The organism is Desulfosporosinus nitroreducens, from assembly GCF_023897015.1.
In the GTDB taxonomy this organism is placed as follows: domain Bacteria; phylum Bacillota; class Desulfitobacteriia; order Desulfitobacteriales; family Desulfitobacteriaceae; genus Desulfosporosinus; species Desulfosporosinus nitroreducens.
In genome coordinates this window covers 201,991-228,843 of record NZ_JAMHFY010000001.1, presented here as the reverse complement: position 1 = coordinate 228,843, position 26,853 = coordinate 201,991, and the positions used below count along the sequence as shown (strand labels likewise).

Sequence of the window (26,853 nt, the reverse complement as noted above, 5' to 3'; positions counted from 1 at the left end):
CTGGGGAGGGGGATTTTTGTTATGGCGCGTGAGAAAAATTTTTACCCTTTGGCCGAAGGGTTATCGACTCAGGATACGTTTGCCGTGCTAGGGGATGCCCAAAAATTTCAAAAGCATAAACATGCTTGGAAGGTTTGGCGTGCATTGAAAGATTTCAGATGTGTTGTATATCCCGTTGCTGAGGGTTTATCTCGCATAGACGGGAGCAAGGTCTACTCCAATTTAGCGCAACTGACAGACAAGGTAACGGTCGCAGTACCGTGTCTGTTGCCTGAAAGGCTCAAGTCTTTAGTTCCGGATGCGGTGTCTGCAGGATGCAGTAAAATTTGGTTCCAAGAACAAACCTGGACTCGGGAACTCCAACAAGAATGCGACAGCGCAGGAATTGAGGTTATTCGCGGGTGTGTGCTGAGGCACAGACTTTATCCTTCTAAAATAAGTCTGCGCTATTTAAGTCCCTGTTATTGGCATGGACTTGGAGATGTTAAAGTACCTATGAAGCGGTTTAGCAGGTATTGAAGCGAGTGGGTGGAGTTCCCAATGAAGATAACGTTTGGGTTAAATTAGATATAAAAAAGGCCTTTGGTGATCTGCTTAAGCAATTCACAAAGGCTTTTTGCTATTTTATAGGAGCAATCCAATATAATTTACTTTTTCGGGAATAATAAATTCACATTTAATTTCACTAATTTTATGAGGGGGGACAAAAGATGCGCAAAGTTTTATCAATCGTTTTAGCTATGGCAGTTGTACTTGGAAACATAGGCTTTGCTCACGTGCAGCCAGTATTAGGAGTTGAGATCGAGACGGAAGCTGCGAGTGCTATTTTGATGGACGCGGCTTCTGGTCGAATACTGTATGAAAAAGAAGCGCAGAAGGAATTGCCACCGGCAAGTGTCACAAAAATTATGACATTATTGGTAGCGGCAGAAGCAGTGGCTTCAGAAAAAGTTAAGTTGACAGATATCGTAACAGCGAGTGAGAATGCCTGTAAACTTGGAGGTTCTCAAATCTACCTTGAGCCTGGAGAAACTTTCACGTTAGAGCAGATGCTAATTGCTATTGCGGTAGGATCAGCTAATGATGGCTGTGTCGCAGTAGCTGAACATATCAATGGGACACATGAGGCTTTTGTAGAGGAAATGAATCGCAAGGCTCAAGAATTAGGACTAAAAAACACGCATTTTGCTAATGCTTACGGACTGCCTGCAGAAGGGCACTATACGAGTGCATACGATTTGGCGATGATTTCTAAGGAAGCACTTAATTATCCCCTTATTCGTAAGCTGACCAGCATGAAGGAATATGACCTGCGGGAAGGCAAATTTAAGCTTTGGAATACTAACAAGTTACTGTGGTGGTACCCCGGAGCGGATGGTCTCAAAACAGGATGGACTAATGAGGCTAAATATTGTCTGGCATCGACCGTTGAAAGAAATGGATTAAGGTTAATTTGTGTCGTTATGGGTGTGCCTCAAGTTAGGGGACATTTTGCTGAATCCATGAAAATCTACAACTATGGTTTTGCTAAATATGAATTTAAACAGTTTGCCCCAGCTGAAGAGAAGCAGGGAGTCGTTAAAGTTAGTAAAGGGGTAGAAAATGAGATAATAGCTATCACAGAAAAATCCTTGGGAGCAACCGTGGAAAAAGGAAAAGATAAAAATTTCTGGGTCGAGACAAAGCTTAACCCAGAAATCAGTGCACCTATTGAGAAGGGTCAAAAATTAGGAGAAGTTTTACTTTATCAAAATGACCAGTTGCAAGCAAGCGTTAATCTAATTGCTGATCATCCTGTTGCCAAAGCTGGGCTGATCGATCAGTTGGGACGTACAATGAAGGGCGTCTTCGGTTTCTAGCCGACAAGAATTCTACTCTGGATCTATGGCTGAACGATCATTAATTTGGGCTAATTTGCGGATTCTAAGGAGCGCGGCACGTTCGATTCGAGAAATCTGAACTTGAGAGAGATTAAGCTGACTGGCGATTTGACTCTGGGTCTTATCTTCAAAAAATCGCATTAACAGGACACGCTTCTCTCTCTCAGGCAACTTGTCCAAGACCTCATTAAGGGCAATTTTTTCGAACCAGCCAGGCTCAAGACCCTTTTCATCAGAGAGTTGATCGAGAACGTAGATGGGATCCGAGTCGTCCTGATAAAGGGTATCGTAGATGGAAGTAGGGCTTTGGATAGCTTCAAGTGCTATGACGATCTCATCTCGATCAATGCCAATACTATTAGCAATTTCACCGATTGTTGCTTCTCTGCCTAGTGTGGCGGACAGTTCATCACGAGCGCGATTCACTTTATATACAAGTTCCTTATAGGAGCGAGGAACTTTCACGGGATGATCATCCCGGAGAAAACGCCGTATTTCGCCGATAATCATTGGTACGGCATAAGTTGAGAACTTGACACCATACGTGAAGTCGAATTTGTCGATGGCTTTAATCAGCCCGATAGTGCCAATCTGAAAGAGGTCTTCCATCTCATAGCCTCGGTGAGTGAAACGTTGAACTAAATTAAAAATTAGTTTCAAGTTACAATTGATTAGACGTTCTCGGGCCGCTGTATCGCCTTCTTTAGCAGCATGAAGGTATTCCATCATCTCTTTATCTGAGAGTAAAGGAAAGTGAGGGAGATTCATTTCTGATAGTCGTTGAATCATAATTTCGCCCCCCCCTAATGAGAGGAGATGGGTGTTTGCTTGAAGCGCTTCTTCATGGTAACAGTTGTTCCCACTTCAAGTTTAGATTCTACTTGAAGCTCGTCCATGAAAGATTGCATAAAGACAAAGCCTAGGCCCATTCGCTCAGGATCAGTACTGTAAGCCGGTTGCATTGCTTGCTCAACATTAGAGATGCCACATCCTTCATCCTTTACAACAATAATGAGGGTGTCGTCAGCGATCTCCAGATTGAGGTAAACAATGTTATTGGGGACACTCTGGTATCCGTGGATGATAGCATTAGAAACTGCTTCGGAAACCGCGACTTTAAGCTCTTCGATGTCATTAAGTGAAAGATCCAATTGCCCTCCTATAGAAGCAATGAGTAAACGGGCAATACTCACATTTTCAGCGATACTGGAAAACGTGAGGGTTATTTGGTTAGATTTCATATTAAGCTCCCCTTCCTTCCTCATAGGCATGTGCTTCGTCAATATAGAAGCTAATAATTTTTGGTAAACCGGATAATTCCATGATCTTATAAATGTGAGGGGGTACATTAGTGATTTTAAGTTTTCCGCCTAAAGGAAGCAGTTTCTTGTACCTGCCCAGAATAACACCCAGTCCAGAACTATCGACAAACTGAACATCTTGAAGATTAAGGATAACTGTTCGAATTCCTCGTTTCTCAATCTCACTGTCTATGGCTTGTCGAAGATCGGATGCAGTGTGCATGTCCAGTTCGCCGTCTATGCGCAGAAGTAGGGTCAGGCGTTCTATTTTTTTTTCAAGGTTCAAGACCATTCCCCCTAAATTTATCAATACTAATGATTTCGCCATAACCCATAATTTTCCTGCTTGAATTTTAGGAATTCCTTGTAAGGCTCTGTCGAAATAGAAAAATTATTAAAGACTGTGGTAATAAGTATAATATATCCCATTATGCCAAATAATAGAAAGTGCTTGGCGCTGATAAAGAAAATATGCTTCCAGAAAGTATATAACGAAAAGTTATACTTTCTGACTAGTATAAAAAAGGAGGAATTGGGGATGGCTGACCAAACTCTAAAAAAGCCCTTGTTATCTGTAACTGCGGAAAAATATCAAACCTTAATTAAGCAATATACACCCAAGCCAACAATTATCAAAAATGTAGTTCGAGCATTTATCGTAGGCGGGATTATCTGTTCGATCGGGCAGATTTTCATCAATTTATTTAGTTCGTTTGGTTTAGCACGCGTCGAAGCATCGACTGCGGCGACCGCAACGATGATTTTCTTGGGAGCTTTATTAACTGGTTTAGGGGTTTATGATGAAATTGGGAAATTTGGAGGTGCGGGTTCAATTGTTCCAGTAACGGGGTTTGCAAATTCTATTGTTGCACCTGCTATGGAATTCAAGCGTGAAGGATATGTAATGGGTGTTGGGGCAAAATTGTTCACAGTTGCAGGACCAGTGCTAGTATACGGCATAGCGACCTCGATTGTCGTGGGTTTTGTTTACTTTCTTTTACACTAGTCAAAGCAGATGCTGCCTAGCAAACTCAAGTTTACTAATTATAGAAATACTCCACCTTATGAATGGGGATAGGTTGAAATGAACTTAAAACGAGTAGGAAACCAGACAGTGGTATTTGCCAAACCGCCAGTTATTTTATCGTCCTATTCTGTAGTCGGTCCTAAAGAAGGACAAGGACCTCTTGGAAAGACCTTTGATAAGGTTTGGGAAGACGAACTAAATGGCGAAAAATCCTGGGAAGTTGCAGAGAGCAAAATGCTTCAAGAGGCAATGAATGGGGCCATAAATCAAGCGTCAGTCCCAAAGGAGCAAATTGACTTTATGTTAGCGGGAGATTTACTGAATCAAATTATCTCTTCAAATTTTGCGGCTCGCCAAATGGCGTTACCTTTTATCGGCTTGTATGGAGCTTGCTCTACTATGGCTTTAGGTATAGCTGTAGGAAGTATGTTAATTGATGGTGGATTTGCCCAAAAGGTGCTAGTGGGGGTATCCAGCCACCACGATACTGCTGAGCGTCAATATCGGTTGCCGACCGAGCAGGGTGCGCAAAGGGCTATGAGTGCACAGTGGACAGTAACAGGGGCAGGCAGTGTACTTCTCGGAAGCGACGGAGCGGGTCCGCGCGTTACTTCAGCAACAATTGGAAGAGTAATAGACTTTGCTGTGAAAGATGTGAATAATATGGGCGCGGCAATGGCTCCTGCGGTTGCTGATACGATCCTAAATCACTTTAATGATAGGCAACTTCGACCGGTTGACTATAATCTAATTGCATCGGGAGATCTGGGAGCGGTCGGTTTGGCACTGGCCTGTGAACTATTGAAGCAAAGCGGTATGGATATGGGGACGAACTTTACTGATTGCGGGGTCATGATTTATGACGAGAGTCAAGATACCCACTCAGGAGCGAGTGGGTGCGGTTGTTCATCGGTAGTTTTGGCTGGGGATATTCTGCAGAGGATTAAAGCCGGGGAGCTAAAAAGAGTCATGCTGGTAGGCAGTGGTGCCCTGCATAGTCCAACGTCTGCCTTACAGGGAGAATCAATTCCCGGTATTGGACACGCAGTGGTTATTGAAGGGTAACAGAAAGGATCGTAAGAATATGTTTGAGATGATTGTTCCGGCTTTTATTGTCGGAGGGATAATTTGTATGATAGGACAGCTTCTTATGGACTTAACAAAGCCCACATTTACTCCTGCCCACGTGTTAGTTTCTTTTGTGTCTGGCGGAGCAATTCTTGGGGCGTTGGGTATATATGAACCTTTGGTGAAAATAGGTGGAGCTGGCGCTTCGATTCCCCTGTCTGGTTTTGGTTATTCTTTAGCTAAAGGGGCCATGGAGGCGGTTGAAAAACGGGGGATTCTAGGAGCCTTTTCCGGAGGGGTTGAAGCAACAGCAGTAGGGATTGCGGCAGCTATTTTTTTTGGCTATTTGATCTCAGTTGCTTTTAAACCAAAGGGATAAGGCGATGTGAACTTCGAACCACGATTAGAGGGAGCTGCAAAGTATGGATGACAATTCAAGTGAGAAAAATATTCCCGTAAGTAAGAATTATCAAGAAAATATCGAGTATCTAAATCGGGAATTGGGAGTGCCTGACAGTTTTGATATCGTGCTCCGTGAAATGTCCATTGGCGGTAAAAGAGTTGCTATCTATTCCGTTAATGGGATGGTAAACTCGCAAGTCGCGAGTTATATACTAGATGCCTTGATCGACTTAGAACGATCCGACCTCATTGTCAATGCCTTAGATAAACTTGTTAAGGGACGTATCGTTAATTTACAAGTCTCTGAAGTTCAAACCATGGATAAAGTATTCTATTTCGTATTATCAGGGCCCATGGCCATCTTTGTCGATGGACAGGATAAAGCCATTATTGTGGATGTACGGTCCTATCCTAGTCGTATGCCTCAGGAGCCTGATATCGAGCGGGTGACACGCGGAAGTCGTGACGGATTTACAGAGACCCTCGTCATGAATACGGCTTTAATACGCCGACGTTTGCGAGATCCAAAACTGCGTATGAAGTTAGTTCAGGTGGGCGGCCGATCAAAGACTGATGTTTGCATTGCCTACATTGAAGATATCACCAACTTGGACATGGTAAAAAAGATTCAAAAAGACATTCAGGGAATAAAAATTGACGGCATTCCTATGGCGGAAAAAAGTGTCGAAGAGTTTATTCTTGGAAGTAAATTCTGGAACCCTTATCCTCGTGTCAGGTATACTGAACGCCCGGATGTGGCAGCAATACATTTACTGGAAGGGTATGTCGTGATCATAGTTGATACTTCGCCATCTGTCATGATTGCACCGTCGACCTTCTGGAGCCATGTTCAGCATGCGGAAGAATATCGGCAGGAACCAATTGTAGGTGCCTATCTGCGTTGGATACGATTTGCGGGGATTTTTGCAGCACTCTTTCTTCTGCCGCTTTGGTTAGGTGCGGCTCTGAATCCGCAATTACTGCCGGAATCGATTCAGTTCATCGGCGTCACGGAACCAGCCAAAGTCTCCTTACTTATACAAGTTTTATTAGCTGAGATTGGTGTGGATCTGTTGCGGTTAGGTACTATTCATACGCCAGGTCCTCTAGGAACGGCTTTAGGTCTGATCGCTGCGTTTATGCTTGGGGATATCGCGGTGAAAGTGGGATTATTTACCCCGGAGGTAGTCATGTATATTGCTATTGTTTCGGTGGGGACGTTCGCAACGCCCAGCTACGAATTAGGTTTAGCCAACCGTTTATCACGGTTGTTCCTCATCATTATGACAGGACTCTTTAATTTTATTGGTTTTTGGATCGGGGCAGCAGCGGTATTCTTCCTTTTATGGCGGACAAAATCGTTTGGTGTGCCTTACCTCTGGCCCCTCTTGCCTTTTGATGCTAAGGCAATGAAGGCAATTTTAGTTCGTTCGCCAGTTCCAATTGCAAATAAACGCCCGAGCATCTTAAAACCACAAGACAAAGATCGTCAGCCGCGGGGCGGCGGCAAATAGGATCTGAAAGGATGAAAGCATAAGTGAGAATTGGGTTTCCTCGTGCTCTTTACTATTTTGACCACTTCCCTTTTTGGGCCGGTTTTTTCCATCGTTTAGGTATTGAGGTGGTAACATCGCCGGCTACTCATCGACAAATTATGGAACAGGGCTTAAAGAAAGCCAGTGATGAAACGTGTTTACCGCTTAAACTTCTAGCAGGTCATATTCAGGCCTTAAAGGATGTAGATTGGATTTTTTTGCCTCGCATTGTGAGTGTCGAAGCAGATACATACACTTGTCCAAAATTTCTGGGTATTCCAGAAAGTCTGCTTCCGGCAGTTCCTCCAGGAATGCCTGTTTTAACTGTTACCCTGAATTGGCGAAAGGGTAAACGTCAGGTGTTAAAAGATCTGGAAGTTTTAGGAGCACAACTGAGTCAAGATAAGGCCGATATTCGCAAGGCCTTTAACGAAGGCCTGGAGTGGCAGCAAAGATATCAAGACACAATGGGAGCAGGGTGGAATTTTGAGGAGAGTATTCGTGAGATTGAACGAGCGGCAAAGGACTTAACGGAAAGTGCTAAAGTCCCCACCCTAGTGACATGGAAAGAGCGGATGTTTGCAAAAATGTCATCGACGGCATTAAAACCTACAGCTGAGCTTCCAATAGTTGACCAGAATAGGGATCGTCTGAGAATTGCCTTAGTTGGGCATTCTTACCTAACACATGAATCTTATGCTAACTTAAACCTTCTCAGAAAGCTTCGCGAGAAAGCGAACGTGGAATTGGTTCAAAACGTCAATCAAGAAGAAGTCGAGACTAACTTGTCCGGATTGCGGAAAAAGTTATTTTGGAGTCACTCTAAGCAAATCTTTGGCGCCGGTAATAAGTTTGCTGAGGATCAAAGCGTTGAGGGTATTATTTATCTTACTTGCTTTGGTTGCGGGACGGACTCGATGGTACAAGAACTAGTGTCTCGAAGAGCCAGAGAACAACATAAGCCCTATATGGTGATTACCCTGGATGAACACAGTGGAGAGGCGGGTCTCGTTACTCGGCTTGAAGCCTTTTTGGATATGGTCGAAAGGAGGAGGGTCCATGAAGGTTACGTTTCCACATATGGGGAATGCCTGGATCGTGATTCAAACGCTCTTTGAATCTCTCAATGTTGAAGTGGTGGTCCCGCCGTTTAACAGTAAACGAACTTTGAATTTAGGAACGAAATTATCGCCGGAATCGGCCTGTTTACCATTGAAATTAAATCTTGGAAATTATCTGGAAGCTGCGAATGCAGGGGCAGATACGATTGTGATCACTGGTGGAATCGGCCCTTGCCGGTTTGGCTATTATGGTGAAGTAGAACGACAAATTCTTCGGGACGCAGGGTATAACTATGAAGTAGTTACTCTGGAGCCTCCTGATGGAAGTCTGGCAGGGTTGGCCAAGCGTATTCGCTTTTTAGCTGGAAGGAAAAATTCCTGGGCAAAGATTCTAAAGGCTATGCGATTCGCCTATTTGAAAAGTGTGGCTTTAGATCGAGTTGAAGATTTGATCCATGCAGCTCGACCAAGGCTCCCACACCCTTTGCATACAGAAAAATTATATGAAAGTGCCAAGCAAAGGCTTGCGCAGACTATGACGGAAAAAGGGGTTCAGGATACGGTTCGTTGGGTTCAAGAGACTATTCAGGAACGTCAAGAAGGGCTAAACAGCATGGCAGAAGGGATTAATAAACCCCTTCGTATAGGAATTGTTGGTGAGATTTATACAATTCTTGATCCCTTTAGTTCAGTGGGTATAGAGGAGGAACTCGGACGTCTAGGGGTGGAAGTTGATCGTTCTATTTATCTTTCAGGGTGGGTCGGAAGTCATATCTTTCGAGGAATCGCGCCGGGCTATCGATCGATCAGATCGTATCCCAGACATGCCAAACCCTTTTTGCCCCACTTTGTAGGGGGGCATGGTCTGGAAACAGTTGGGGCTACCGTGAAATTTGCACGGGAAGGATATGATGGAATCATTCAAGTTTTCCCTTTATCCTGCATGCCTGAAATTGTGGCAGCCAGTGTCTTACCTAAGGTTCAAGAAACTTATAAGATACCGATTATGACTCTTATTGTGGATGAGCATACTGGCCATGCAGGGATACAAACTCGCTTGGAAGCGTATGTCGACCTGCTTGAAAGACCGCGCCTTCTGCGAGAGAGCATACAAACAAGAGAAGGAGTGTTAGGTGTTGGTGGATGATAAATACTTTCTTGGTGTTGATGTTGGGTCGGTAAGTACAAATATGGTCTTACTGAGACCAGATAATACTGTGAAAGAAGCACTTTATCTAAGAACACAAGGACGTCCTATGCAAATTATTCAAGAGGGGATTAAACTTCTAAGATCTAAAATAGGGAAGTCAGCTGAAATTATGGGAGTCGGAGCTACGGGCAGTGCCCGTCAGCTTGCGGCGACTTTATTAGGAGCGGATGTCGTAAAGAACGAAATCACAGCCCATGCCGTAGCTGCTTCAAGAGTAAATCCTCAAGTACAAACTATCCTTGAAATAGGCGGACAGGATTCAAAGATAATTATTCTCCGAGATGGGGTCGTTTCTGATTTTGCCATGAATACGGTTTGCGCGGCAGGGACAGGTTCATTTCTTGACCAGCAGGCCTCTAGATTAGGAATTAAGATTGAAGAATTTGGTCCTTTGGCCCTTGAAGCAAAAAATCCAGTGCGAATTGCCGGACGATGCTCAGTTTTTGCAGAATCTGATATGATTCACAAACAGCAGTTAGGGCACTCATTGCCGGATATTTTGGCAGGACTTTGTCAGGCCATGGTGCGGAACTATTTAAACAATGTGGGTAAAAACAAAGACATTAAGGGCCCCATCTTTTTTCAAGGGGGTGTGGCTGCCAACCCAGGAATATGTAAAGCCTTTGAAGAAGAGTTAGGGCAACCGATTATTGTACCTGAGAATTATGATGTCATGGGTGCTTTAGGAGCGGCTTATCTGGCCCAAGAAAAAGTTGGATCACGCCCGGGTACTCGGACCCAATTTCGTGGCTTAGACCTAGGTGAAACTCATTTTCTGGCTAAAAGCTTTGATTGCACAGGGTGTGCGAACCGATGTGAGGTAGTAGAGATCACACAGGATGGCAGGAGTTTGGCCAGATGGGGAGATCGGTGCGGAAAGTGGTCGGTTGCCGGAGTTGCTGATACTGCTATTAGTGGATTAGAACAAAAGGAAGAACAACAGGGAGCTTAAACAAGGAACTGGTTGGCTATTCTGATTGACCAGCTATGTCAGGGTCGCAGTAAGCATAAGAAAACTCACAGTCTGAAGACCGCTTGCAGAGCGGGTATCAGACTGTGAGTTGAAATTTCTTGGTATTTAAATTAAATTCGTTACTAGTCACCATTCATACTTAACACCTCTTTAACTTAATACCTCTTAACAAAATTATACTATTCTTAGTATAGACAAGCAATCATTTTGTTATACTTTTTGTTTCATAATATGCCTCTGGCTTTTTTTAGTGACATACAGTTAGAGACACACAGATCAAACAAATTCCCAGTTCATTCTATAAAAATATAACAAACTTGGATTATCAATTTCCCATTCATACATTTCAATATTGCCAATATAACGAGGATTTATTATTTGAGGCAGTGATAAACTAATTTGAGCAGAAGAATCAGCATAAATACATTTTTTCACACTAGTTACCATTCCCTTAGGAACACAAAGTCTCAAAATGATCTTTTCAGTAGGGTTTTTTACAACATGACCCAGAAAAGGCTGCATTTTTCGCAAGGAATCGCCTAATTCGTACATTAGTATACAATCGGTCTTATGATTTTTTTGTAGAGGTACTTCAAATATAACGTTAATGGTTTTCCTTGGCTCGTCTTTGCACAGCTCAACTTTATGATTGCTTGTTTTTGACTTAATAATTGGCAGTTCACTTATAGTAGTTCCTGTCCATTCATGAGTGCGTTTCATGCCTTTGATTTCTTTTAATGCGAGGATATTAAAACATGAGGTATAGGTGATTTCTTCTCGCGTTATAAAGTGGATTTCAGTATCAATTTTTTTGTACATATAGTCCATTGAAAGTGAAGGAAATTTAGGCTTAAATTTATTTGTTTTATCCTTATAAAATACAACAGAAGCAGTTAATGCAACTCCAATAGATATTCCTGCAACAAAGTACTGCCATGGCAAAACAACCTTGTTTTGTAATAACGAAATGATATTCGCAGCTATTAATGACCATAAACTTCCAAGGAGAATCCAAATGACTGTTGCTGAGAGACTTGAGACAAATCCAATTTTGTATTCTAACCCTACCCCTAAACTATCTCTTTTTCTCATAAAAATATTCCTTATCTGTATAATAATGTAATCTACTACATTATAATATCATTGTAAGACAGGCCCATCAATACCCCTCTGCAATAATTTTTAAAAGACATAACCCTGCTTGTAATTTCCATAGATGTGGTTTGATTCATGGGACGACCAATATTGAAGTTGGAGCATTATGATGACATAATAATGACATTGAGTGAGAGGTGAGTATATATGCTGCAAATGAGATCGAGAAAAGATTTGAGAAATACAAATGAAATTTCAGATCGTATTTCGTACTCATAAGCATTGACACTTTCAAGCTGTCAGGATTTGTTTTAACATCATAGAATATAAGTGGACCTAGTTAAAGTTGATTTGGGCGAAAACAGAATTTAACTACAGAACTGTCACGCGATGGGAAAGATAAACAACGTGTGGGGAGCCAGCTGCCCATAAGAGAGGAGAGGGTCGAGACATTATTGAGTAAGAAAGAGGTGGAAAAAGCGTGAGACTGCACGGAACACAAACCTTTAATCAGCGGGGCCATTTGGAAATAGGCGGATGTGATACTGTAGAGCTGGCCAGCCAATTTGGAACTCCATTATACATCATGGATGAAGCCCATATTCGTGACATTTGCAGACAATATCATAGTTCGTTTGTTAAAGGTATGGAAAATACAGAGGTTATTTATGCATCCAAAGCATTTTTGACCTTGGCTATGTGTCGAATTATTGATGAGGAAGGCTTGGGTTTAGATGTCGTTTCAGGGGGAGAACTCTATACGGCACTTCAAGCGAATTTTTCACCTGAACATATTTATTTTCATGGCAATAATAAATCAAGCGAAGAATTGTTAATGGCAATTAACGCTGGAGTTGGACGAATTGTCATAGATAACTTTTATGAGATGAGCGTATTAAATGATCTGGCTAAAGATATGAATCAACAAGTAAATGTTCTTCTTCGAATAACCCCAGGAATTGAAGCACATACACATGAATATATTCAGACTGGTCAGATCGATTCTAAGTTTGGTTTTACCTTATCTAACGGAACTGCCGACCAGGCACTCGATTTAGCGTTTTGTTACTCTAATCTTGAGGTTAAAGGGCTGCATGCTCATATCGGATCGCAGATCTTTGAATTAGATTCCTTCCGGCATGAAGTTCAGATTATGATCAAGTATATGGCAGATACCCATGTGCGGACGAGTTGTCTGCTCAAGGAATTGAATCTTGGCGGAGGATTCGGAATATACTACGCTTCTGGAGATGAACCTGCCAAAATCTCGGATTATGCCAAAACGGTAAAGGATGCTCTGAACGAAGCTTGTCAATGTCAAAATTTCCCCCGCCCTAAAATTGTTATTGAGCCGGGGCGTTCGATTGTGGGGACGGCAGGAACGACCCTTTATACGATTGGTTCGATTAAAGAAATTCCTGGAATTCGTAAATATGTCGCGGTAGATGGAGGGATGACAGATAACCCTCGGCCTTCCCTTTATCAAGCACGTTACGAGTCAATCCTAGCCAATCGTTCCAATGAAGAAGCAACTGAGTCTGTGTCTATTACAGGAAAATGCTGTGAGTCTGGCGATATGCTGATTTGGGATATTGATTTGCCTAAAGTGAACTCAGGTGACCTATTGGCGGTTACATCTACGGGTGCTTATAATTATTCCATGTCTTCCAATTACAATCGGCTTACACGGCCTGGAGTGGTTTTAGTGAAGGATGGTCAGGCAGATGTAATTGTAAAACGTGAAACCCACTCGGATCTGTTGAGGAATGATGTTTTGCCAGAACGGTTGAAGCATGTAAAAATGGCCAGTCGATAATCTTTACAGCTTAAAGGACGTATGCGCGTTGATAATGCGTAATACGTCCTTTTTTATTAGTCAGATAGTATATCTAATGGCACCTATTCAAATTTTCATATCATCCGAGGGATATATGCTAAGGGTGAAATTCCGTATCCGAACTTTGAACTGTTGCCCTAGATTTTTGTGGACGAACAATTACAAGGTCGAGAGCCACCAATACAAGAGTAGCGATAAGAATGATGGTTAGACCTTTAGATGAAGATGTTGGTGCATAAGAAAAGGCAGGCATAGAATATGAAGAGAAGGGAATCGAGGGAGGGACAGGGGATCTCTGGAAATTAGGATAATTAGAATAGGAATGTGGTAAATAGGCCATAGGGGATTGACCGATATATGAGGATTGACGTGTATAGAGGGCAGGAGTGGGAGGATATGCATTGAGCACTGATGAAGAGGGTCGTTGAGCGGGATAATAGGTGGGGGTAGGACGAATGGTATTTTGATGGAAGAGGCAAGGATTTCTCATTACAGGTGTATAGAGATGATGAGAATATCCATGATTCAAGGCTGTCTCCCCCTTTCGTTAGAACATCAGGTTAATTTTAAGGCGATGGATTAAAGGTTATATGTCTAGAAGACGTTTTGTATTGGTATTATATGTATATTTTTTCGTGATGCTACATTTTTAGAAGGATATATAACCAATAAGTTGGCAGGCAAAAATTGGGCCTAATTGTGAGGCGTTTTTTTTGTCTTTTTGTGTTTTATCGAGAATATTTCAGAGGGGATTGTTTGATGCTAAGGAAAAGAGTTTTAGAATGGAGTGGACTCTGATGCAGGAAAAAAAGAATCATATCAAAACGCTTTTCCGGGTCATTAGGGCCTACAAAAAACCTATGCTTCTCGGGTTATTTCTAGGTATTAGTCTCGTTATAGGTGAGCTCTTAGTGAATCAGTTTATTAATGGAAATGAAAATATCCCCATTACTCTTGCGAAGATGGAGACAAAATCCAGCCAGCTTGAAAACGATACCTCACAAAGCGAGGATCAAATCGTTAAGGAAACTATGGAGACTGAAAATAAGCAAGGGACTGAAAATATCGGCAATGCAAATGATACAAATGACTTTGAATCCAATAATTCTGATCAAGCTCAGACAGTTAATGGTTCAAATGATTTTAATGATGAAGAGACTGTCTCCACTATTAATAAGAAGCATTTCACAGTGCTTTTAGTTGGCGTGGACCAGAGACCAGGTGAAAAATCCTTTAGTAACACGGATACTCTATTAGTCGCCAATATCAATACTGTAAACGGCCAAGTCTCTCTGATTTCTATCCCAAGGGACACACAAGTTAATATTCCCGGCTATGGAAAGGAAAAAATTAATGCTGCAGCGCGCCTGGGAAAAGGACTCAAAACTACTAAGGCCTTAGTTGAAGAATTAACAGGCCAGCCAATAGACGGCTATGTGCTGACGAATTTCAAAGGGTTTAAGACAATGATCGATACATTAGGGGGGGTAACCCTAACAATTGAAAAAGATATGTATTACGTTACCGGGGACGCAGAAGATGGAATTATCAACCTAAAAAAAGGAACGCAACGCTTAAATGGGACACAGGCTTTGCAATATGCCAGGTTTCGTCAAGATGCTTTGGCAGATATATCAAGGACATCCCGGCAACAAGCAGTTCTTAAAGCTATGCAAAAGGAGCTGTTTCAAGTTAAGACCTTACCAAAATTGCCTGGGCTTATTTCTCAGCTGAATAAATCGATGGAAACAGATCTTTCGGTAAGTGAATTATGGTCACTGGCAAATATTATGAATCGCTTTAAAAACCCTGAGATTATATCCCAGACTTTACCGGGTAATTTTCTTATCGAAGATGATATTAGTTATTGGAGAGTGGATCCCCTGAAGTCACATTCCGTGGTTAAACGGCTTATAGAAGAGGGGAAAACCACATCTGTATTTTTTCAGCAGACTTAGTTTGTTAGCTCAATAAGTGTAACCCTTGTCATTTAACTTAAACGGTTATATACTATATAAGATTAATTTAGTAGGTTAAATTTTTGGAGGGTGAACATTGGATAAGTTGCTTGAGAAGTTGAAAGAATACTTGCACATGGAAACGGAAATTCCTTTTGATGAGTTTTCCGAATATTATCGTACCCTAATTGAGGAACTAAATCTGAAATTTAATGACCTTAATAATGATGATCGTGTAAAGGCTCTTTATATTTGTTCAATTGTACAATCTAATGCGGATGCCAGGGCAAAAGAGAGTAAAGTTAATGCAAAGGCATTCAAAAAGATGAGTTCAAAATGTGCGTTTTGGGCTGATGCGATCAAATTCAATTTGGGTAAAAGTGGAATGTCTCCTGAGGAGATTGAAAAAGCAACGGAAGAGATTAATGAGAACATCTAATCTGACAAAGATTTAGAATGATAAAAGAAGCATCATAGGCTTGATGCTTCTTTTTTTTATTTTTGGGTGAAACATTTCGCTCCCTTCAAACGTAAGAAGAGTGTAGAGAAATTTAGTGATAAAAAGGAGGAAACAAAAAATGCCTGAAAGAGTTTATCGATCGGTAAGAGATAAGATGATTGGAGGAGTTTGTGGGGGACTTGCAGACTATTTTAGAGTCGATGTCATCTTAGTGCGGCTCATTGCTTTAATTGCCTTGTTTGCGGGGGGAGTTGGTTTTCTGGCATATTTAGTAGCCTGGGTGATTATTCCACTTAATCCGACAGAGCATAGTGGATACCCAGGGAATTATAAACATGATGTTGGGGATGGCGTTAAGGAATTGGTCGATGATTTAGACGAGGCGACTAAGGAATTTGGGAGACCAGAAAATCACCAGAATCAGCAGAGTCATGAAAATCGCACTAAAATTGCAGGTGGTGTTTTGGTTGTTTTAGGACTGGTATTTTTACTTGAACGCTGGTTTCCATTCTGGTTCGATATGAGTAAAATGTGGCCTATATTTCTTATCTTTATTGGGCTCGCTATTATTGTGCGGGGGGGAAGAAAATGAAAAGAGTCTTTGATAGCGTAAGTCGAGGACTGCTTCTAATTACAATGGGAGTTATCTTCTTCCTGCTTAATTATGGGTTCTTATCTTGGAATTTATGGGCACACGTCCTTGATTTATGGCCTTTAATTCTTATTTTGGCCGGAATTGGCTTGCTGTTTAACCGGAGGATTCCCCTCAGTGCCATTTTGTTAATCTTTCTCTTGAGTATGGTTGGGTATTCACTAGTTGTGGGGGATAAGCCCGTACCTTGGAGACTGTATAATAGTTTTCATAGTAATTTAAGAGAGGCTGAAGCAATAGAGGTACCTGCCAGGATAGGAGGATCCGGATCAATAGACGTCCCATTGCCTTCAGAGGTCAAAAAAGCACAGTTAAATCTTGAATTAGGGGGAGCTCAATTTCAGGTAAAGGCATTAGAGAACAACCAAAGCCAAGCGCAACTTATGACGGGGAGTTACAGGTGGGAACGCAGAGGTTCAGCCCCGACAGTAAACGGATCGCCCATAGTCATTGAGCAATCAGGAGATACCATAAATGCTAAGCTTTCCTCATCAACGCCAGGAATAGGGACACGCAACTTTAAAGATATATCGCTAAACCTTTCGCAGAAAGTACACTATGATTTTGATATAGAAGCCGGAGCAATCAACGGAGATATTAATTTAAGCCAACTCTTCGTGGATAAATTCAAAATTAGTACTGGAGCCAGCGAATTAAAAATTCAATTTGGTGACTTGGGAAGTGCGACCGACGGGGAAATTGAGAGTGGCGCCTCTAAGCTTACTTTGGTTGTCCCTGAAGCAACCGGCTTAAAGATTCGTTTAAACGGAGTGGCCACTAGTACGAATTTCATGGGCTCGGGATTACTGTTAGAGGACAAAGACTGGGTTAGTCCAAACTATGCAGAAGCTAAGAGCAAAATTGACTTAGAAATTTCCACCGCGGCTGGAACCCTGCGATTGGAGAGGCCATCAAACAGTATACTTTAGTGGCTTATCAGAATTGAATAGTTGCTATTGTCTGAAGGCTTGGCGTTAGCCAAGTTTTCTTTATTAAAATCAATATCTGCAAGCTTGCTTAGTTCTGACTGTAACCAACAAGTTGCTGTGAATAGGCTAAAGATGGTATAATTTAAAGATAATCATAAGGATAGGAGATTGAGGATGTAGAATGGATATCATTTTGGCTCATCGCCAAATCGATTTTGATGCGTTAGCATCTATGGTGGCAGCCCAGAAAATTTATCCAAACAGCGTTTTGGTCATGGACGGGAAACCGAACGTCTTTGTTCAAGATTTTTTGGCGTTATCAAGAGATCAATTGAGGTTTCGTAAAGCTCAGGATATTAATCTGGAAGAGGTTTCTCGGGTTATCTTAGTAGATACCCATGAACTTCATCGAGTAGGATTTTTAGGGGAAAAAGTGGCTAGACTACCTGGAATTGAGGTGGAGATCTATGATCACCATCCCTATGCGGGTGAGCTCAAAGAGGGTATGGTTATCGAGCCTGTCGGGGCGTGTGCTACTCTTTTAGTTGAAAAACTAGCTGGACTTGGATTGCCCTTAAGCAGTTTTGAAGCAACGTTAATTGCCATTGGGATCTATGATGATACAGGGAGCTTATTGTTTGATAATACCACAGTTCGTGATGTTCACGCTGTGGCTTATTTATTAGAGCAAGGGGCAAACTTGGGAGTAATCGCTAAAAATTTACGTCGACCGCTTGCTGAGGAGCAGAAAGAACTATTACAACAATTGTTAGATCAAGGACAAACGGAGTTTTTTGATGGATTAGCCGTATATATCTCGTATGCTGAGATTAAGGACTATGTAGGAGGTCTTGCGTTATTAGCTCACCGAGTGGGTGAACTTGAAGGCGCCGAAACTTGGTTTCTATTGGTTAAGATGGAGAACAGGGTGTACATAGTAGGCCGTTCCAGGGGCAGAGGATTACCTGTCAATGGATTAGTTCAGTTATTTGGCGGTGCAGGACATGAGAGAGCTGCTTCTGCAACCATCAAGGATGCTGAACTCCCCGACATATTGAAGCAATTGCGTTCGGCTATTCAGAGTTGCGCTAAACGTCCTCATCTTGTTAGAGATATCATGAGCTTCCCGGTTAAAACTGTCTCTCCTGAGACACGGTTAGGTGAAGTGGAACAAATTTTATTGCGTTACGGGCACACAGGAGTACCTGTCACAGAAGATAAGAATTTAGTAGGGATTATTTCCCGACGTGATGTCGATAAAGCAATCAAACATGGACTGCAACATGCACCGGTAAAAGGTTTTATGACCACAAAGGTTGCTACCGTAGAGGCTGATGTACCGTGGGATGAAGTTCAGCGCCTGATGGTCCAACACGATATCGGACGTCTGCCTGTTGTGGAAGATGGGAATCTCGTTGGTATCGTTTCCAGGTCAGACGTTTTACGTCTGGTTCACGGCGGATCAGTTCCTATCGAAACGCAGCTTGCACGAGATCGCAGTGTTGCCATGCGTCAGGACATCTTGGATTTGATAGAACGCCTGCCTAAGGAAGTTCAAAATCTCCTTGAAGCGGTGAGCGAAACTGCCGAGGAAGAAGAGTGTTCAGTTTATATCGTGGGAGGATTTGTCAGAGATTTATTGCTCTCCGTCCCTACCCAGGATTTAGATTTTGTAGTTGAAGGCAGCGGCGGTCAATTTGCCCAGGCACTGATGCGGCGTATCCCGGATGGAAAGCTGACGCAGCATATAAAGTTTGGAACTGCTCAGATTATTTTTCCCGATGGAAGTCATCTTGACATAGCCAGTACGAGATGGGAACATTATTCTTTTCCGGGAGCACTTCCTCAAGTGGAAGAATCTTGTTTGAGGGATGATCTGTTTCGACGGGATTTTACGATTAATTCGATGGCGATTTGTCTGAATACTGAGCGTTTCGGAGAACTTGTTGATTATTATGGCGGTAAGCAAGATTTGCAACAAAGGAAAATTCGCTTCCTGCATAATATCAGTTTTATAGATGACCCTACTCGAATGCTTCGAGCAATACGTTTTGCTGAACGCTATCATTTTGAGTTTGCTAAAGAAACTCTAGATGCGTTACATACTGCGATAGAGACAGGTGTCCTTTCTAAGCTCAGTGTAGAACGTTTTACGGAAGAGGTACTACTCATCTTTAAAGAGGTTAACTATCTGGCGATGGGTCAGATTTTAGTGGAGAGCGGCTTGTTTAAAGCGTGGTTTGGCAAGGAGCTTGCTTGGAATTTTAACTTGGATGATGCGGAGAACAGCAGGGATTGGTCAATTAACATGCGTTGGCTAGTCTCTGTCTCCCAAATGAAATTTTACGAAATTGGCACCTTGCTTGAACGAGTGATTTTAAATAAATCCCTTCGGGATGAAACAATTGCCTATGTACAATTGCGTCAATCATTAATGGAGCGCTTAACCATAAGCGAAATGGACCGTTTGTTAAACAAGGCCCCCAAGGAAGTTGTGATTGTTTTAGCGCGGGATGAACGATTTAAAGTGCGAATAATGGAATATCTTGAGGCTGGTCAAAGAATTAACATGTCCCTTGATGGAAAGGCTCTCTTACAGATGGGTTTGAAGCAAGGTCCAGAAATCGGAGAAATTCTAGATCGAGTACGAATGGCTTGGCTCGAGGGCAGAATTAGCACCCTAGAAGAAGAGCAGGGAATGGCTCGTCAGTGGGTTAATACCCAGCGTTAGAAGGAGGTAGGGATTTGTTCGATTTAAATATAACCACTATTATCGCAAATATTCCTGCTTTGATGATCGGGTTTGCCTTTCATGAGTTTGCTCATGCTTGGGTTGCCGATCGTTTAGGAGACCCGACACCGCGAAGTCAGGGGCGTTTAACCTTAAATCCTTTCGTGCACTTAGATCTATTTGGGACTCTTATGGCGCTCATATATCGATTTGGTTGGGCAAAGCCCGTTATGACAAATCCTCACTATTACCGGGGGGATAAGCGCCGCGGACAAATGTTGGTTTCTTTAGCTGGTTCGATCATGAATTTGATCGTGGCCTTTGTGGTAATGCTGTTATGGTATTTAACCATGCTTGGAGTTCAAGGTTCGCAGTGGAGTGATGTAATCTCACTTGTATTTTACTCTGCCGTATGGATGAATCTTGGCTTAGGAATTTTTAATCTCTTACCCATCCCTCCCCTTGATGGCTTTGGCGTTCTCAGAGGGATATTGCCTGAACGATACGATCCCCAGTTACAGCTAATTGAACAGTATGGTATGATTATTCTAATCGTTCTTCTCTTTACTAATATTCTCGGAATAGTACTTTATCCTGCAGTGAATGGGATATTCTATGCTTATGAGAAAATTATTCTGCTGATATTAACCCCATTTCTAGGGTAAAGGTGATAGACGAAATTGGAAGTTGTTGGTCAAGAGTGACCAGAGATTTACAAAAGGGGTGTAAATATGAAGGGAAGAATATTTAGTGGAATGCGTCCGACAGGGGCATTACATATTGGGCACCTGAGTGTGATTCAGAACTGGGTGACCTTACAGGAGGATTATGAGAGCTATTTTTCGATCGTAGATTTGCATGCCTTGACAACTGGGTATGAAGACAGATTAGACTTTTCCAGCTTAAGGAGGGAGATAGCCTTAGATTGGCTCAGTGTGGGAATTGACCCTCAAAAGAGCGCTATCTTTTTACAGTCTGCGGTCAAAGAACACGCTGAGCTTCATTTGCTATTTTCTATGTTTACACCCTTATCTTGGCTGGAACGGGTACCAACCTACAAGGATCAAATTCAACAATTAAGCCAACAGGGAAAAGATCTTGGAACTTACGGATTCTTAGGGTATCCTCTCTTAATGGCCGCAGATATTTTGGTTTATAAAGCAAATGTGGTGCCTGTCGGAGAAGATCAAATCCCGCATGTCGAGCTTTGCCGGGAGATTGCTCGACGTTTTAATCATCTTTATGGAACAGTGTTTCCCGAACCTAAAGATCTTGTGGGCAAAGTACCTCTCTTGCCTGGGGTTGACGGGCGGAAGATGAGTAAGAGTTATCATAATGCCATATCCCTTACGGCTTCCTCTGAGGAGATTAAGACGAGAGTGCAACAAATGGTAACAGATCCAGCTCGGCTGCGTAAAGATGATCCGGGTCACCCAGAAGTTTGTGTCGTGGATAAATTCCATAAAATCTACACTCCGGAAGTTGCCGAGGTAGAAGAAAAATGTCGCGCAGGAAAAGTGGGCTGTGTGGCGTGTAAACGGCATCTGGCAGAGAATTTAGAGAAGTTAATAAGTCCTTTTAGAGAAAGGCGTGCTTATTGGGAAGAGCCCGGTCGAGTGGAAAAGGTCTTAGAAGAAGGTGCCCAGCGTGCGCGGGTAACCACCTCAGAGACAATGAAAGAAGTTCGTTGCGTCATGGGGCTGTAATGGAACGTGAAAACACTGGTCCTCAGGTCGAACTTCCTGCCTACCAGGGCCCGCTTGATTTGTTGTTAACTCTTATTCAACAAGAAAAAGTGGATATCTATGATATCCCGATTGCACGAGTTGCTGACCAATTCGTGGAAGTTGTACGCCAAATGGAATCTATGGACATGGAAGTTACCACAGAATTTCTGGTGCTTGCAGCTCAGTTACTCTATATTAAATCACGCGAGCTTTTGCCAAAACCCCCAAAAAGTGAGCAAAGTCCGGTCGAGGAGGAAGATTTACGACAGGAACTGGTTGAACGCTTACTGGCTTACAGGGCCTTTAAACAAGCGGCTAAAGTACTTGAGAACTTGGAAACCTCATCAGGACGATCCTATTATCGCGAAATCAATGTCGAGGGGTTATTGACCGATGTCAAACCGGAAGATCCTCTTAAGGGGATAGATTTTGATGATTTATGGCAAGCGTTTTGCAGAGTAATTGAACGTGCCGAAAAAGGGGAAGAAATTAGATACGTTGAACCGGACGAAATTGCGATTGACATTATGCTTGCAGATGTTTTGCGTCGTGTTTTGCTTCATCCGAAGGGGCTTCGTTTTAACCAGCTCATGAGAATAGGAACGCGCATGGAAATGATTGTATCTTTCTTGGCGTTGTTAGAACTTTTGAAATCTGGAAAGGTGCGCGCTGAGCAAGTGACACTGCTTAGCGAAATCATGTTATATCCAACTGAAAAGGCCTGGGAATTCACGGAAGAGGAGTAGATAGAATTGCTATTTAGGGAAGCGGAAACGGCTGCCTTAGAAGCTCTTTTATTTGTTGCGAAGGATCCGCTGACACCAGAATTGCTCGGGGAGATTCTGGAGTTAGACTTAGCGATGATCAAAGAGCTTCTTTATGAGCTTCGTACTCGGTACGCTGTAGACTCCTGCGGATTAACCCTTTTAGAGATTAATGGTGGCTTTAAACTAGGTACGAAGCCCAAGGTAGCACGCTATATAGAAATTTTGTATAAACAACCTGCACAAGCTCTCTCCAATGCAGCGCTTGAAGTGCTCTCTATCATTGCTTACAAGCAACCGGTGACGAGAGGAGAGGTGGACTTCATCAGAGGAGTTCAATCTGATCGCGCCCTAGCAACGCTAGTTGAGAAAGGTCTGGTGAAAGATGTAGGTCGCAAGGATGGACCGGGGCGACCCATTCTTTATGCCACGACAGAGCAGTTTTTACTTCATTTTGGCTTGCGTTCCCTAGAGGATATGCCAGACTTAGAAGCAGGATCGTTTAGTGATGATGAGGTGGCGAGCGCTCAAGAATAGCCGTAAACATAATAAAAGCAATCTTCATTTAATTGGAGATTGCTTTTATTATGTTAAGAAAAAGGCAAAAGAATTTTTTCTTGTACCAAAGGCCATGGTTTTGGTTGCATAGGATACAACTACATCTGTTATCAGACTGAAGTTGTTGCTATCTGCCAATGACGCTGTAAAAAGTATCAATTACCTTCATCGAGGATTATTCGAGATGCCAGATAGGTTCCGACTGCAACTATAATAACAACTAAAACTGTTTCATAGACTTCGAGTAATGGTTTTGCTTTCCCTATTTTAAGAATTTTTTGATATAGTTCAGGGGCCTGTTCCTCAATAGCTTTTACTTTAGCCTGGAGGCTGTCAAACTCTTTCGTAATCTCTTGATATTTAACGCACAGCAGTTCGTTTTTCCTTTGAATAATCCTGTCAGTTGAGTTAGTACGAGTAATAGGCTGCGTTGAATGTGGAGTAGCAAATCTAAAACTTACTGAGTTTCCATCAATTGAAAAATCATTAGCTGAATATCCCGTTTTCCGCAGACCCCCTATAAAGGCATCACACATAAGCTTGTTTTTTAAGGTAATGTTGATATCCATTGTTAACTCTGAAGGTTCGGAGAATTCACCCAGCTTAAAACCGGTTAACCACCAATGTTCTCCTTCCCGCGTGAATAGTACATTTCCGTTCTTCCTTAAGACAAAGGACATCTGCAACAGGTCGGCATCGCTTGCACAATTATAAAAGGTACCTGTAAAGAAGCCTGGTATCTTTAAATCCAGCGCCCCGGTATAAACTCCTATTTCCCCCCCGGTGACTAAGTCATACTGACCTTTCCAAAATCCAATCATCCATTTTCTCTCATTGTATTCGAAATGAATAGGTTCACAGTCGATGATCATTCCCAGTGGCGCTGCCGCTTCATCAAAAAGTCGGCAGTAGCCAATACTTCTCTGCCAGGGATTCATGATGGAATAGAAAATATCCTGAATTGAATCATAGGAATAACCTGCGATTTCAATTACTTTATCCAATTCAGAGTTATCTGTTTCCTGAGTTAAAAAGCCGACCTTGTCAACATTTTTGCTAATTGACATTTCGCCTTGAGATTTTATTTGAACGGACATACATATCCCCCCTTAGTACATATTATTGGGTCAATGTATAGAATGGTGCATAAATTGTCAAATTTGTTTAAACACAAAATTTGACAAACGGGAGGCAGAAGATGTTCAATTAGTTGATGACTGATGGTATAGCTTTAGAAGGATAACTGCAGATGAAGTAGAATATCATTGCTATATTGCACTTAATTGGTGAGACAGGGGAGTCTAGAGGTCTGTTGCTGCTTGTCGCACGAGATGAATAATTAGCGTGAGATTGAAAGGACAGAAAAATGCAATTTTTCGCCTATGGACAAAAGGAAATAGATTACTTGAAGCGCAAGGACAAAAAATTAGGGGCAGCTATTGATAAAATTGGTATGATAAAACGGGAAATCACACCTGATCCGTTTACTGCACTTGTCTCGAGCGTTGTCAGTCAGCAAATTTCAAATAAAGCTGCAGAGACAGTGTGGAACAGATTGCTCACGCTGCTAGAGGAAATAACACCGGAAAGAATTGCTCAGATTGATTTGTCTAAAATTCAAGGGTGCGGAATGTCTGAGAGAAAAGCTGGATACATAAAAGGAATAGCAGATTCAGCTATTTCGGGGAAGGTAGATTTTAATGAACTTCATAGACTAACTGATCAAGAAATTATCGCAACGCTTTCCTCGTTACATGGCGTGGGAGTTTGGACTGCCGAAATGTTACTTATTTTTTCACTCTCTCGTCCAAATGTGTTGAGCTTCAAAGATTTAGCGATCTGTAGAGGAATGATGAACTTATATGGACTTAAAGAACTCCCTAAGGAAAAATTCGAGGGGTATCGAAAAAGATATTCTCCCTATGGCTCTGTGGCATCATTATATTTATGGGCACTTTCGGTGTGAATGTTATTAACCGATTCAGTTTAAATAAGTTTCTGCGTTTCCCACCATTCCAAGCATTTCCAAATGCTGCAAAAATGCCGAAAAAGAACCACCCAGGCTCTAGAAAACTAAATGTACCGGAATCAACCCTTCTTGACCTAAATAAAGCCCTCAATCTCCTATATTTATTATTGCACAGTTTAGTTTCTGTAGGTTTGAGTTAAAATACGGGTAATAGTTAGGGGATAATTTCCTCTCGTGAATAGCGAAACAGAAAGATTGTTTTGCTTATTGCATAATTACGCATTAAATGGGGAATCTTATCCTTTTAGCACTAGACAGAAGTATAACTATCCGTTAGATACTTTCTGAAGGTCCCTTCTCGCCATCCTTGGCCACAGGGACACTCGGCTATCACGGCGCCTTGCCATTCATGGCGGCGATCTAATTCGAACGTTCTGTTCGAGTCATGGCCAGCGCATATCAGTGCAACTAAGGCGATCGCCCACGACTGAAGTCTTGGTGCTAGCCAAGTTTTCTTTAGCTTAGTATCTAGGATGATGAATGGAGTACGGAGGGGTTTAGGTGCGAGTTTTAGCGTTATTGCTCGCTATGGTTATCTTACTGCTAATCAGCTTTGTTTTAAAAGTACAAGTAGATTTTCGATACCGTCGTATCGAAGAAGAAGATCATATTGATATTGATTTTCGTGCTTTTAAAGGATTATGGCGTGCAAACTATCAGATTCCAACCCTTCAATTAGAGTGGGAAAAAGGACCACAGGTTGAATTCGAACAGGTTGCACAATCAAAAGGAGGAACTCGTAAGACTAAGACTACTGCACGTATCCGCTATATACGGCGCGGCTTTTTGAGCCGGCTGTGGCAGAACATTCCCATGCTGTTGAAGCACATAAATCGCATTAAGAGACAGTTTTATCGAGGGATTCATTGTAAGTCGATCAATTGGCGAGTAGAAATTGGGTACAAAGATGCATGTCATACAGCTATCGCAGCAGGATCTTTTTGGACCATGTTTGGGTTTGCTTTCTCGTACCTTTACAGACAGGTGACGATGGAAGTGCAATCTCCAGCAATAGTAGTAATTCCCCAGTTTAAAAAAGAGGGTTTCTTTTGTGATATTCAATGCATATTCCATCTAAGAATAGGCCATATTATTTTCGTAGGACTGAGATTATTACGAACGTTTAAGCGGGGTATAAGGGGGAAGACAATGCATGGGGAATCATCCGATTGAATCATTAATGCAAACCGCGATGGAGAGTATCCAACAAATAGTCGACGTTAATACCATAGTTGGCGACCCGGTTGAGAGCCCGGACGGTTCGGTGATTATTCCAATTTCCAAGGTTTCATGCGGTTTTGCAGCAGGCGGCAGTGAATTTGCTCCACCTGATGACAAAGAGGGAGGAAATTCTGGAGGAGGCACGCCGGGTCAAGGTCCAGCTCTGCCGTTTGGCGGTGGTGCCGGAGCAGGAGTATCAGTGCAGCCAGTAGGCTTTTTGGTTGTCGGCAACGGAAACATTCGACTTCTTCCTGTCGATAGTAATGTGGTAGTTGACCGTTTGATTGATACTGTTCCAGATCTATTAGAGCGAATTACAGGTATGTTTCAAAAGAAAAAGAGAACTACAGACGAGATTATTATTGCCCGCGACTAGACAGGTCGCAATCTAAGAATATGGATCAAGCAGAAAGAACGGGATATCTCGTTCTTTTT

28 protein-coding genes are annotated in these 26,853 nt (G+C 42.3%); 22 read left to right on the top strand and 6 right to left on the bottom strand.

Translation table 11 applies throughout. The features are described from left to right. Nucleotides 1-21: 21 nt before the first annotated feature. Together M8E35_RS01325 and M8E35_RS01320 are read left to right on the top strand one after the other, a co-directional pair. On the top strand, nt 22-519 hold the full coding sequence (locus tag M8E35_RS01325; protein ID WP_252466913.1) for a CoA-binding protein: 498 nt from the start codon (nt 22-24) through the stop codon (nt 517-519). A 191-nt stretch (nt 520-710) separates the two neighbouring features. Next, nucleotides 711-1,859 carry a D-alanyl-D-alanine carboxypeptidase family protein gene (locus tag M8E35_RS01320; protein ID WP_252466912.1) on the top strand — a complete coding sequence of 383 codons (1,149 nt, stop codon included), beginning with the start codon at nt 711-713 and terminating at the stop codon, nt 1,857-1,859. A 12-nt stretch (nt 1,860-1,871) separates the two neighbouring features. Here the strand turns inward: M8E35_RS01320 and M8E35_RS01315 are convergent, their stop codons facing one another. Genes M8E35_RS01315 through spoIIAA form a run of 3 tightly spaced genes read right to left on the bottom strand, consistent with a single transcriptional unit; the run spans nt 1,872 to nt 3,467 of the window. Beyond that, a complete protein-coding gene (locus M8E35_RS01315) occupies nt 1,872-2,669 on the bottom strand; it encodes a SigF/SigG family RNA polymerase sporulation sigma factor (protein WP_252466911.1) in 798 nt (265 codons plus the stop codon). A 14-nt stretch (nt 2,670-2,683) separates the two neighbouring features. Then, nucleotides 2,684-3,121, bottom strand: a complete 438-nt coding sequence (gene spoIIAB / locus M8E35_RS01310; protein ID WP_252466910.1) for an anti-sigma F factor — start codon at nt 3,119-3,121, stop codon at nt 2,684-2,686. Nucleotide 3,122: 1 nt separating this feature from the next. Then, on the bottom strand, nt 3,123-3,467 hold the full coding sequence (gene spoIIAA / locus M8E35_RS01305; RefSeq protein WP_229248035.1) for an anti-sigma F factor antagonist: 345 nt from the start codon (nt 3,465-3,467) through the stop codon (nt 3,123-3,125). A gap of 252 nt (nt 3,468-3,719) precedes the next feature. Between spoIIAA and spoVAC the strand changes: the two genes are divergently transcribed. From spoVAC to M8E35_RS01270, 7 genes are all read left to right on the top strand, one after another. Then, nucleotides 3,720-4,187 carry a stage V sporulation protein AC gene (gene spoVAC, locus M8E35_RS01300; RefSeq protein ID WP_073030285.1) on the top strand — a complete coding sequence of 156 codons (468 nt, stop codon included), beginning with the start codon at nt 3,720-3,722 and terminating at the stop codon, nt 4,185-4,187. 78 nt (nt 4,188-4,265) lie between these two features. Further along, the gene (spoVAD, locus tag M8E35_RS01295) at nt 4,266-5,273 is read left to right on the top strand and encodes a stage V sporulation protein AD (protein WP_252466908.1); all 1,008 of its coding nucleotides are present in this window, start codon (nt 4,266-4,268) and stop codon (nt 5,271-5,273) included. A gap of 19 nt (nt 5,274-5,292) precedes the next feature. After that, nucleotides 5,293-5,655, top strand: a complete 363-nt coding sequence (gene spoVAE / locus M8E35_RS01290; RefSeq protein ID WP_252466906.1) for a stage V sporulation protein AE — start codon at nt 5,293-5,295, stop codon at nt 5,653-5,655. Between the two features lie 43 nt (nt 5,656-5,698). Next, complete coding sequence (locus M8E35_RS01285; RefSeq protein WP_252466904.1) at nt 5,699-7,192, top strand: spore germination protein; 1,494 nt, start codon at nt 5,699-5,701, stop codon at nt 7,190-7,192. A gap of 23 nt (nt 7,193-7,215) precedes the next feature. Then, nucleotides 7,216-8,331, top strand: coding sequence for an acyl-CoA dehydratase activase-related protein (locus tag M8E35_RS01280; RefSeq protein WP_252466903.1), 1,116 nt, complete (start codon nt 7,216-7,218; stop codon nt 8,329-8,331). After that, nucleotides 8,273-9,421, top strand: a complete 1,149-nt coding sequence (locus tag M8E35_RS01275) for an acyl-CoA dehydratase activase-related protein (protein WP_252466902.1) — start codon at nt 8,273-8,275, stop codon at nt 9,419-9,421. The genes M8E35_RS01280 and M8E35_RS01275 overlap by 59 nt, the downstream gene beginning before the upstream one ends. After that, on the top strand, nt 9,408-10,436 hold the full coding sequence (locus tag M8E35_RS01270; RefSeq protein ID WP_373887407.1) for an acyl-CoA dehydratase activase: 1,029 nt from the start codon (nt 9,408-9,410) through the stop codon (nt 10,434-10,436). The genes M8E35_RS01275 and M8E35_RS01270 overlap by 14 nt, the downstream gene beginning before the upstream one ends. Nucleotides 10,437-10,733: 297 nt before the next feature. On the opposite strand, the gene M8E35_RS01265 is transcribed toward M8E35_RS01270, so the two are convergent. Continuing rightward, on the bottom strand, nt 10,734-11,549 hold the full coding sequence (locus M8E35_RS01265) for a hypothetical protein (protein WP_252466900.1): 816 nt from the start codon (nt 11,547-11,549) through the stop codon (nt 10,734-10,736). A 484-nt stretch (nt 11,550-12,033) separates the two neighbouring features. Between M8E35_RS01265 and lysA the strand changes: the two genes are divergently transcribed. Continuing rightward, nucleotides 12,034-13,368, top strand: coding sequence for a diaminopimelate decarboxylase (gene lysA / locus M8E35_RS01260; RefSeq protein WP_252466899.1), 1,335 nt, complete (start codon nt 12,034-12,036; stop codon nt 13,366-13,368). A gap of 118 nt (nt 13,369-13,486) precedes the next feature. On the opposite strand, the gene M8E35_RS01255 is transcribed toward lysA, so the two are convergent. Next, a complete protein-coding gene (locus tag M8E35_RS01255; protein WP_252466898.1) occupies nt 13,487-13,918 on the bottom strand; it encodes a hypothetical protein in 432 nt (143 codons plus the stop codon). A 268-nt stretch (nt 13,919-14,186) separates the two neighbouring features. Between M8E35_RS01255 and M8E35_RS01250 the strand changes: the two genes are divergently transcribed. From M8E35_RS01250 to scpB, 9 genes are all read left to right on the top strand, one after another. Beyond that, nucleotides 14,187-15,347: an LCP family protein gene (locus tag M8E35_RS01250; protein WP_252466897.1), complete on the top strand. Its 1,161-nt coding sequence runs from the start codon at nt 14,187-14,189 to the stop codon at nt 15,345-15,347. 97 nt (nt 15,348-15,444) lie between these two features. Next, the gene (locus tag M8E35_RS01245; RefSeq protein WP_252466896.1) at nt 15,445-15,786 is read left to right on the top strand and encodes a hypothetical protein; all 342 of its coding nucleotides are present in this window, start codon (nt 15,445-15,447) and stop codon (nt 15,784-15,786) included. Between the two features lie 139 nt (nt 15,787-15,925). Next, nucleotides 15,926-16,399, top strand: a complete 474-nt coding sequence (locus M8E35_RS01240) for a PspC domain-containing protein (protein ID WP_252466895.1) — start codon at nt 15,926-15,928, stop codon at nt 16,397-16,399. Then, a complete protein-coding gene (locus tag M8E35_RS01235; RefSeq protein WP_252466894.1) occupies nt 16,396-17,388 on the top strand; it encodes a toast rack family protein in 993 nt (330 codons plus the stop codon). The genes M8E35_RS01240 and M8E35_RS01235 overlap by 4 nt, the downstream gene beginning before the upstream one ends. A gap of 181 nt (nt 17,389-17,569) precedes the next feature. Beyond that, the gene (locus tag M8E35_RS01230; protein WP_252466893.1) at nt 17,570-20,119 is read left to right on the top strand and encodes a CBS domain-containing protein; all 2,550 of its coding nucleotides are present in this window, start codon (nt 17,570-17,572) and stop codon (nt 20,117-20,119) included. 62 nt (nt 20,120-20,181) lie between these two features. Next, the gene (locus M8E35_RS01225) at nt 20,182-20,784 is read left to right on the top strand and encodes a site-2 protease family protein (protein ID WP_373887411.1); all 603 of its coding nucleotides are present in this window, start codon (nt 20,182-20,184) and stop codon (nt 20,782-20,784) included. A gap of 66 nt (nt 20,785-20,850) precedes the next feature. Beyond that, a complete protein-coding gene (gene trpS, locus M8E35_RS01220) occupies nt 20,851-21,825 on the top strand; it encodes a tryptophan--tRNA ligase (RefSeq protein ID WP_252466891.1) in 975 nt (324 codons plus the stop codon). After that, nucleotides 21,825-22,592 (top strand): segregation and condensation protein A, encoded by a 768-nt coding sequence (locus M8E35_RS01215; RefSeq protein WP_252466890.1) that lies wholly within the window; start codon nt 21,825-21,827, stop codon nt 22,590-22,592. Before trpS ends, M8E35_RS01215 begins: the two co-directional genes overlap by 1 nt. Nucleotides 22,593-22,598: 6 nt before the next feature. After that, a complete protein-coding gene (gene scpB, locus M8E35_RS01210; protein WP_252466889.1) occupies nt 22,599-23,147 on the top strand; it encodes an SMC-Scp complex subunit ScpB in 549 nt (182 codons plus the stop codon). 176 nt (nt 23,148-23,323) lie between these two features. On the opposite strand, the gene M8E35_RS01205 is transcribed toward scpB, so the two are convergent. Further along, entirely contained in the window at nt 23,324-24,265 is a 942-nt protein-coding gene (locus M8E35_RS01205) for a DUF4474 domain-containing protein (protein WP_252466888.1), read from the bottom strand. Nucleotides 24,266-24,534: 269 nt separating this feature from the next. Here M8E35_RS01205 and M8E35_RS01200 point away from each other — a divergent pair, with 269 nt between their 5' ends. From M8E35_RS01200 to ytfJ, 3 genes are all read left to right on the top strand, one after another. Further along, complete coding sequence (locus tag M8E35_RS01200) at nt 24,535-25,134, top strand: DNA-3-methyladenine glycosylase family protein (protein WP_252466887.1); 600 nt, start codon at nt 24,535-24,537, stop codon at nt 25,132-25,134. A 564-nt stretch (nt 25,135-25,698) separates the two neighbouring features. Next, on the top strand, nt 25,699-26,370 hold the full coding sequence (locus tag M8E35_RS01195) for a DUF2953 domain-containing protein (RefSeq protein WP_073030268.1): 672 nt from the start codon (nt 25,699-25,701) through the stop codon (nt 26,368-26,370). Continuing rightward, entirely contained in the window at nt 26,351-26,794 is a 444-nt protein-coding gene (gene ytfJ / locus M8E35_RS01190) for a GerW family sporulation protein (RefSeq protein ID WP_252466886.1), read from the top strand. Before M8E35_RS01195 ends, ytfJ begins: the two co-directional genes overlap by 20 nt. Nucleotides 26,795-26,853 lie beyond the last annotated feature (59 nt).

Coding starts and splice junctions, on each gene's coding strand:
- M8E35_RS01325 (WP_252466913.1), top strand. CDS start 22: ATGGCGCGTGAGAAAAATTTTTACCCTTTGGCCGAAGGGTTATCGACT.
- M8E35_RS01320 (WP_252466912.1), top strand. CDS start 711: ATGCGCAAAGTTTTATCAATCGTTTTAGCTATGGCAGTTGTACTTGGA.
- M8E35_RS01315 (WP_252466911.1), bottom strand. CDS start 2,669: ATGATTCAACGACTATCAGAAATGAATCTCCCTCACTTTCCTTTACTC.
- spoIIAB (WP_252466910.1), bottom strand. CDS start 3,121: ATGAAATCTAACCAAATAACCCTCACGTTTTCCAGTATCGCTGAAAAT.
- spoVAC (WP_073030285.1), top strand. CDS start 3,720: ATGGCTGACCAAACTCTAAAAAAGCCCTTGTTATCTGTAACTGCGGAA.
- spoVAD (WP_252466908.1), top strand. CDS start 4,266: ATGAACTTAAAACGAGTAGGAAACCAGACAGTGGTATTTGCCAAACCG.
- spoVAE (WP_252466906.1), top strand. CDS start 5,293: ATGTTTGAGATGATTGTTCCGGCTTTTATTGTCGGAGGGATAATTTGT.
- M8E35_RS01285 (WP_252466904.1), top strand. CDS start 5,699: ATGGATGACAATTCAAGTGAGAAAAATATTCCCGTAAGTAAGAATTAT.
- M8E35_RS01275 (WP_252466902.1), top strand. CDS start 8,273: ATGAAGGTTACGTTTCCACATATGGGGAATGCCTGGATCGTGATTCAA.
- M8E35_RS01265 (WP_252466900.1), bottom strand. CDS start 11,549: ATGAGAAAAAGAGATAGTTTAGGGGTAGGGTTAGAATACAAAATTGGA.
- M8E35_RS01250 (WP_252466897.1), top strand. CDS start 14,187: ATGCAGGAAAAAAAGAATCATATCAAAACGCTTTTCCGGGTCATTAGG.
- M8E35_RS01240 (WP_252466895.1), top strand. CDS start 15,926: ATGCCTGAAAGAGTTTATCGATCGGTAAGAGATAAGATGATTGGAGGA.
- M8E35_RS01235 (WP_252466894.1), top strand. CDS start 16,396: ATGAAAAGAGTCTTTGATAGCGTAAGTCGAGGACTGCTTCTAATTACA.
- M8E35_RS01230 (WP_252466893.1), top strand. CDS start 17,570: ATGGATATCATTTTGGCTCATCGCCAAATCGATTTTGATGCGTTAGCA.
- M8E35_RS01225 (WP_373887411.1), top strand. CDS start 20,182: ATGATCGGGTTTGCCTTTCATGAGTTTGCTCATGCTTGGGTTGCCGAT.
- trpS (WP_252466891.1), top strand. CDS start 20,851: ATGAAGGGAAGAATATTTAGTGGAATGCGTCCGACAGGGGCATTACAT.
- M8E35_RS01215 (WP_252466890.1), top strand. CDS start 21,825: ATGGAACGTGAAAACACTGGTCCTCAGGTCGAACTTCCTGCCTACCAG.
- M8E35_RS01205 (WP_252466888.1), bottom strand. CDS start 24,265: ATGTCCGTTCAAATAAAATCTCAAGGCGAAATGTCAATTAGCAAAAAT.
- M8E35_RS01200 (WP_252466887.1), top strand. CDS start 24,535: ATGCAATTTTTCGCCTATGGACAAAAGGAAATAGATTACTTGAAGCGC.
- ytfJ (WP_252466886.1), top strand. CDS start 26,351: ATGGGGAATCATCCGATTGAATCATTAATGCAAACCGCGATGGAGAGT.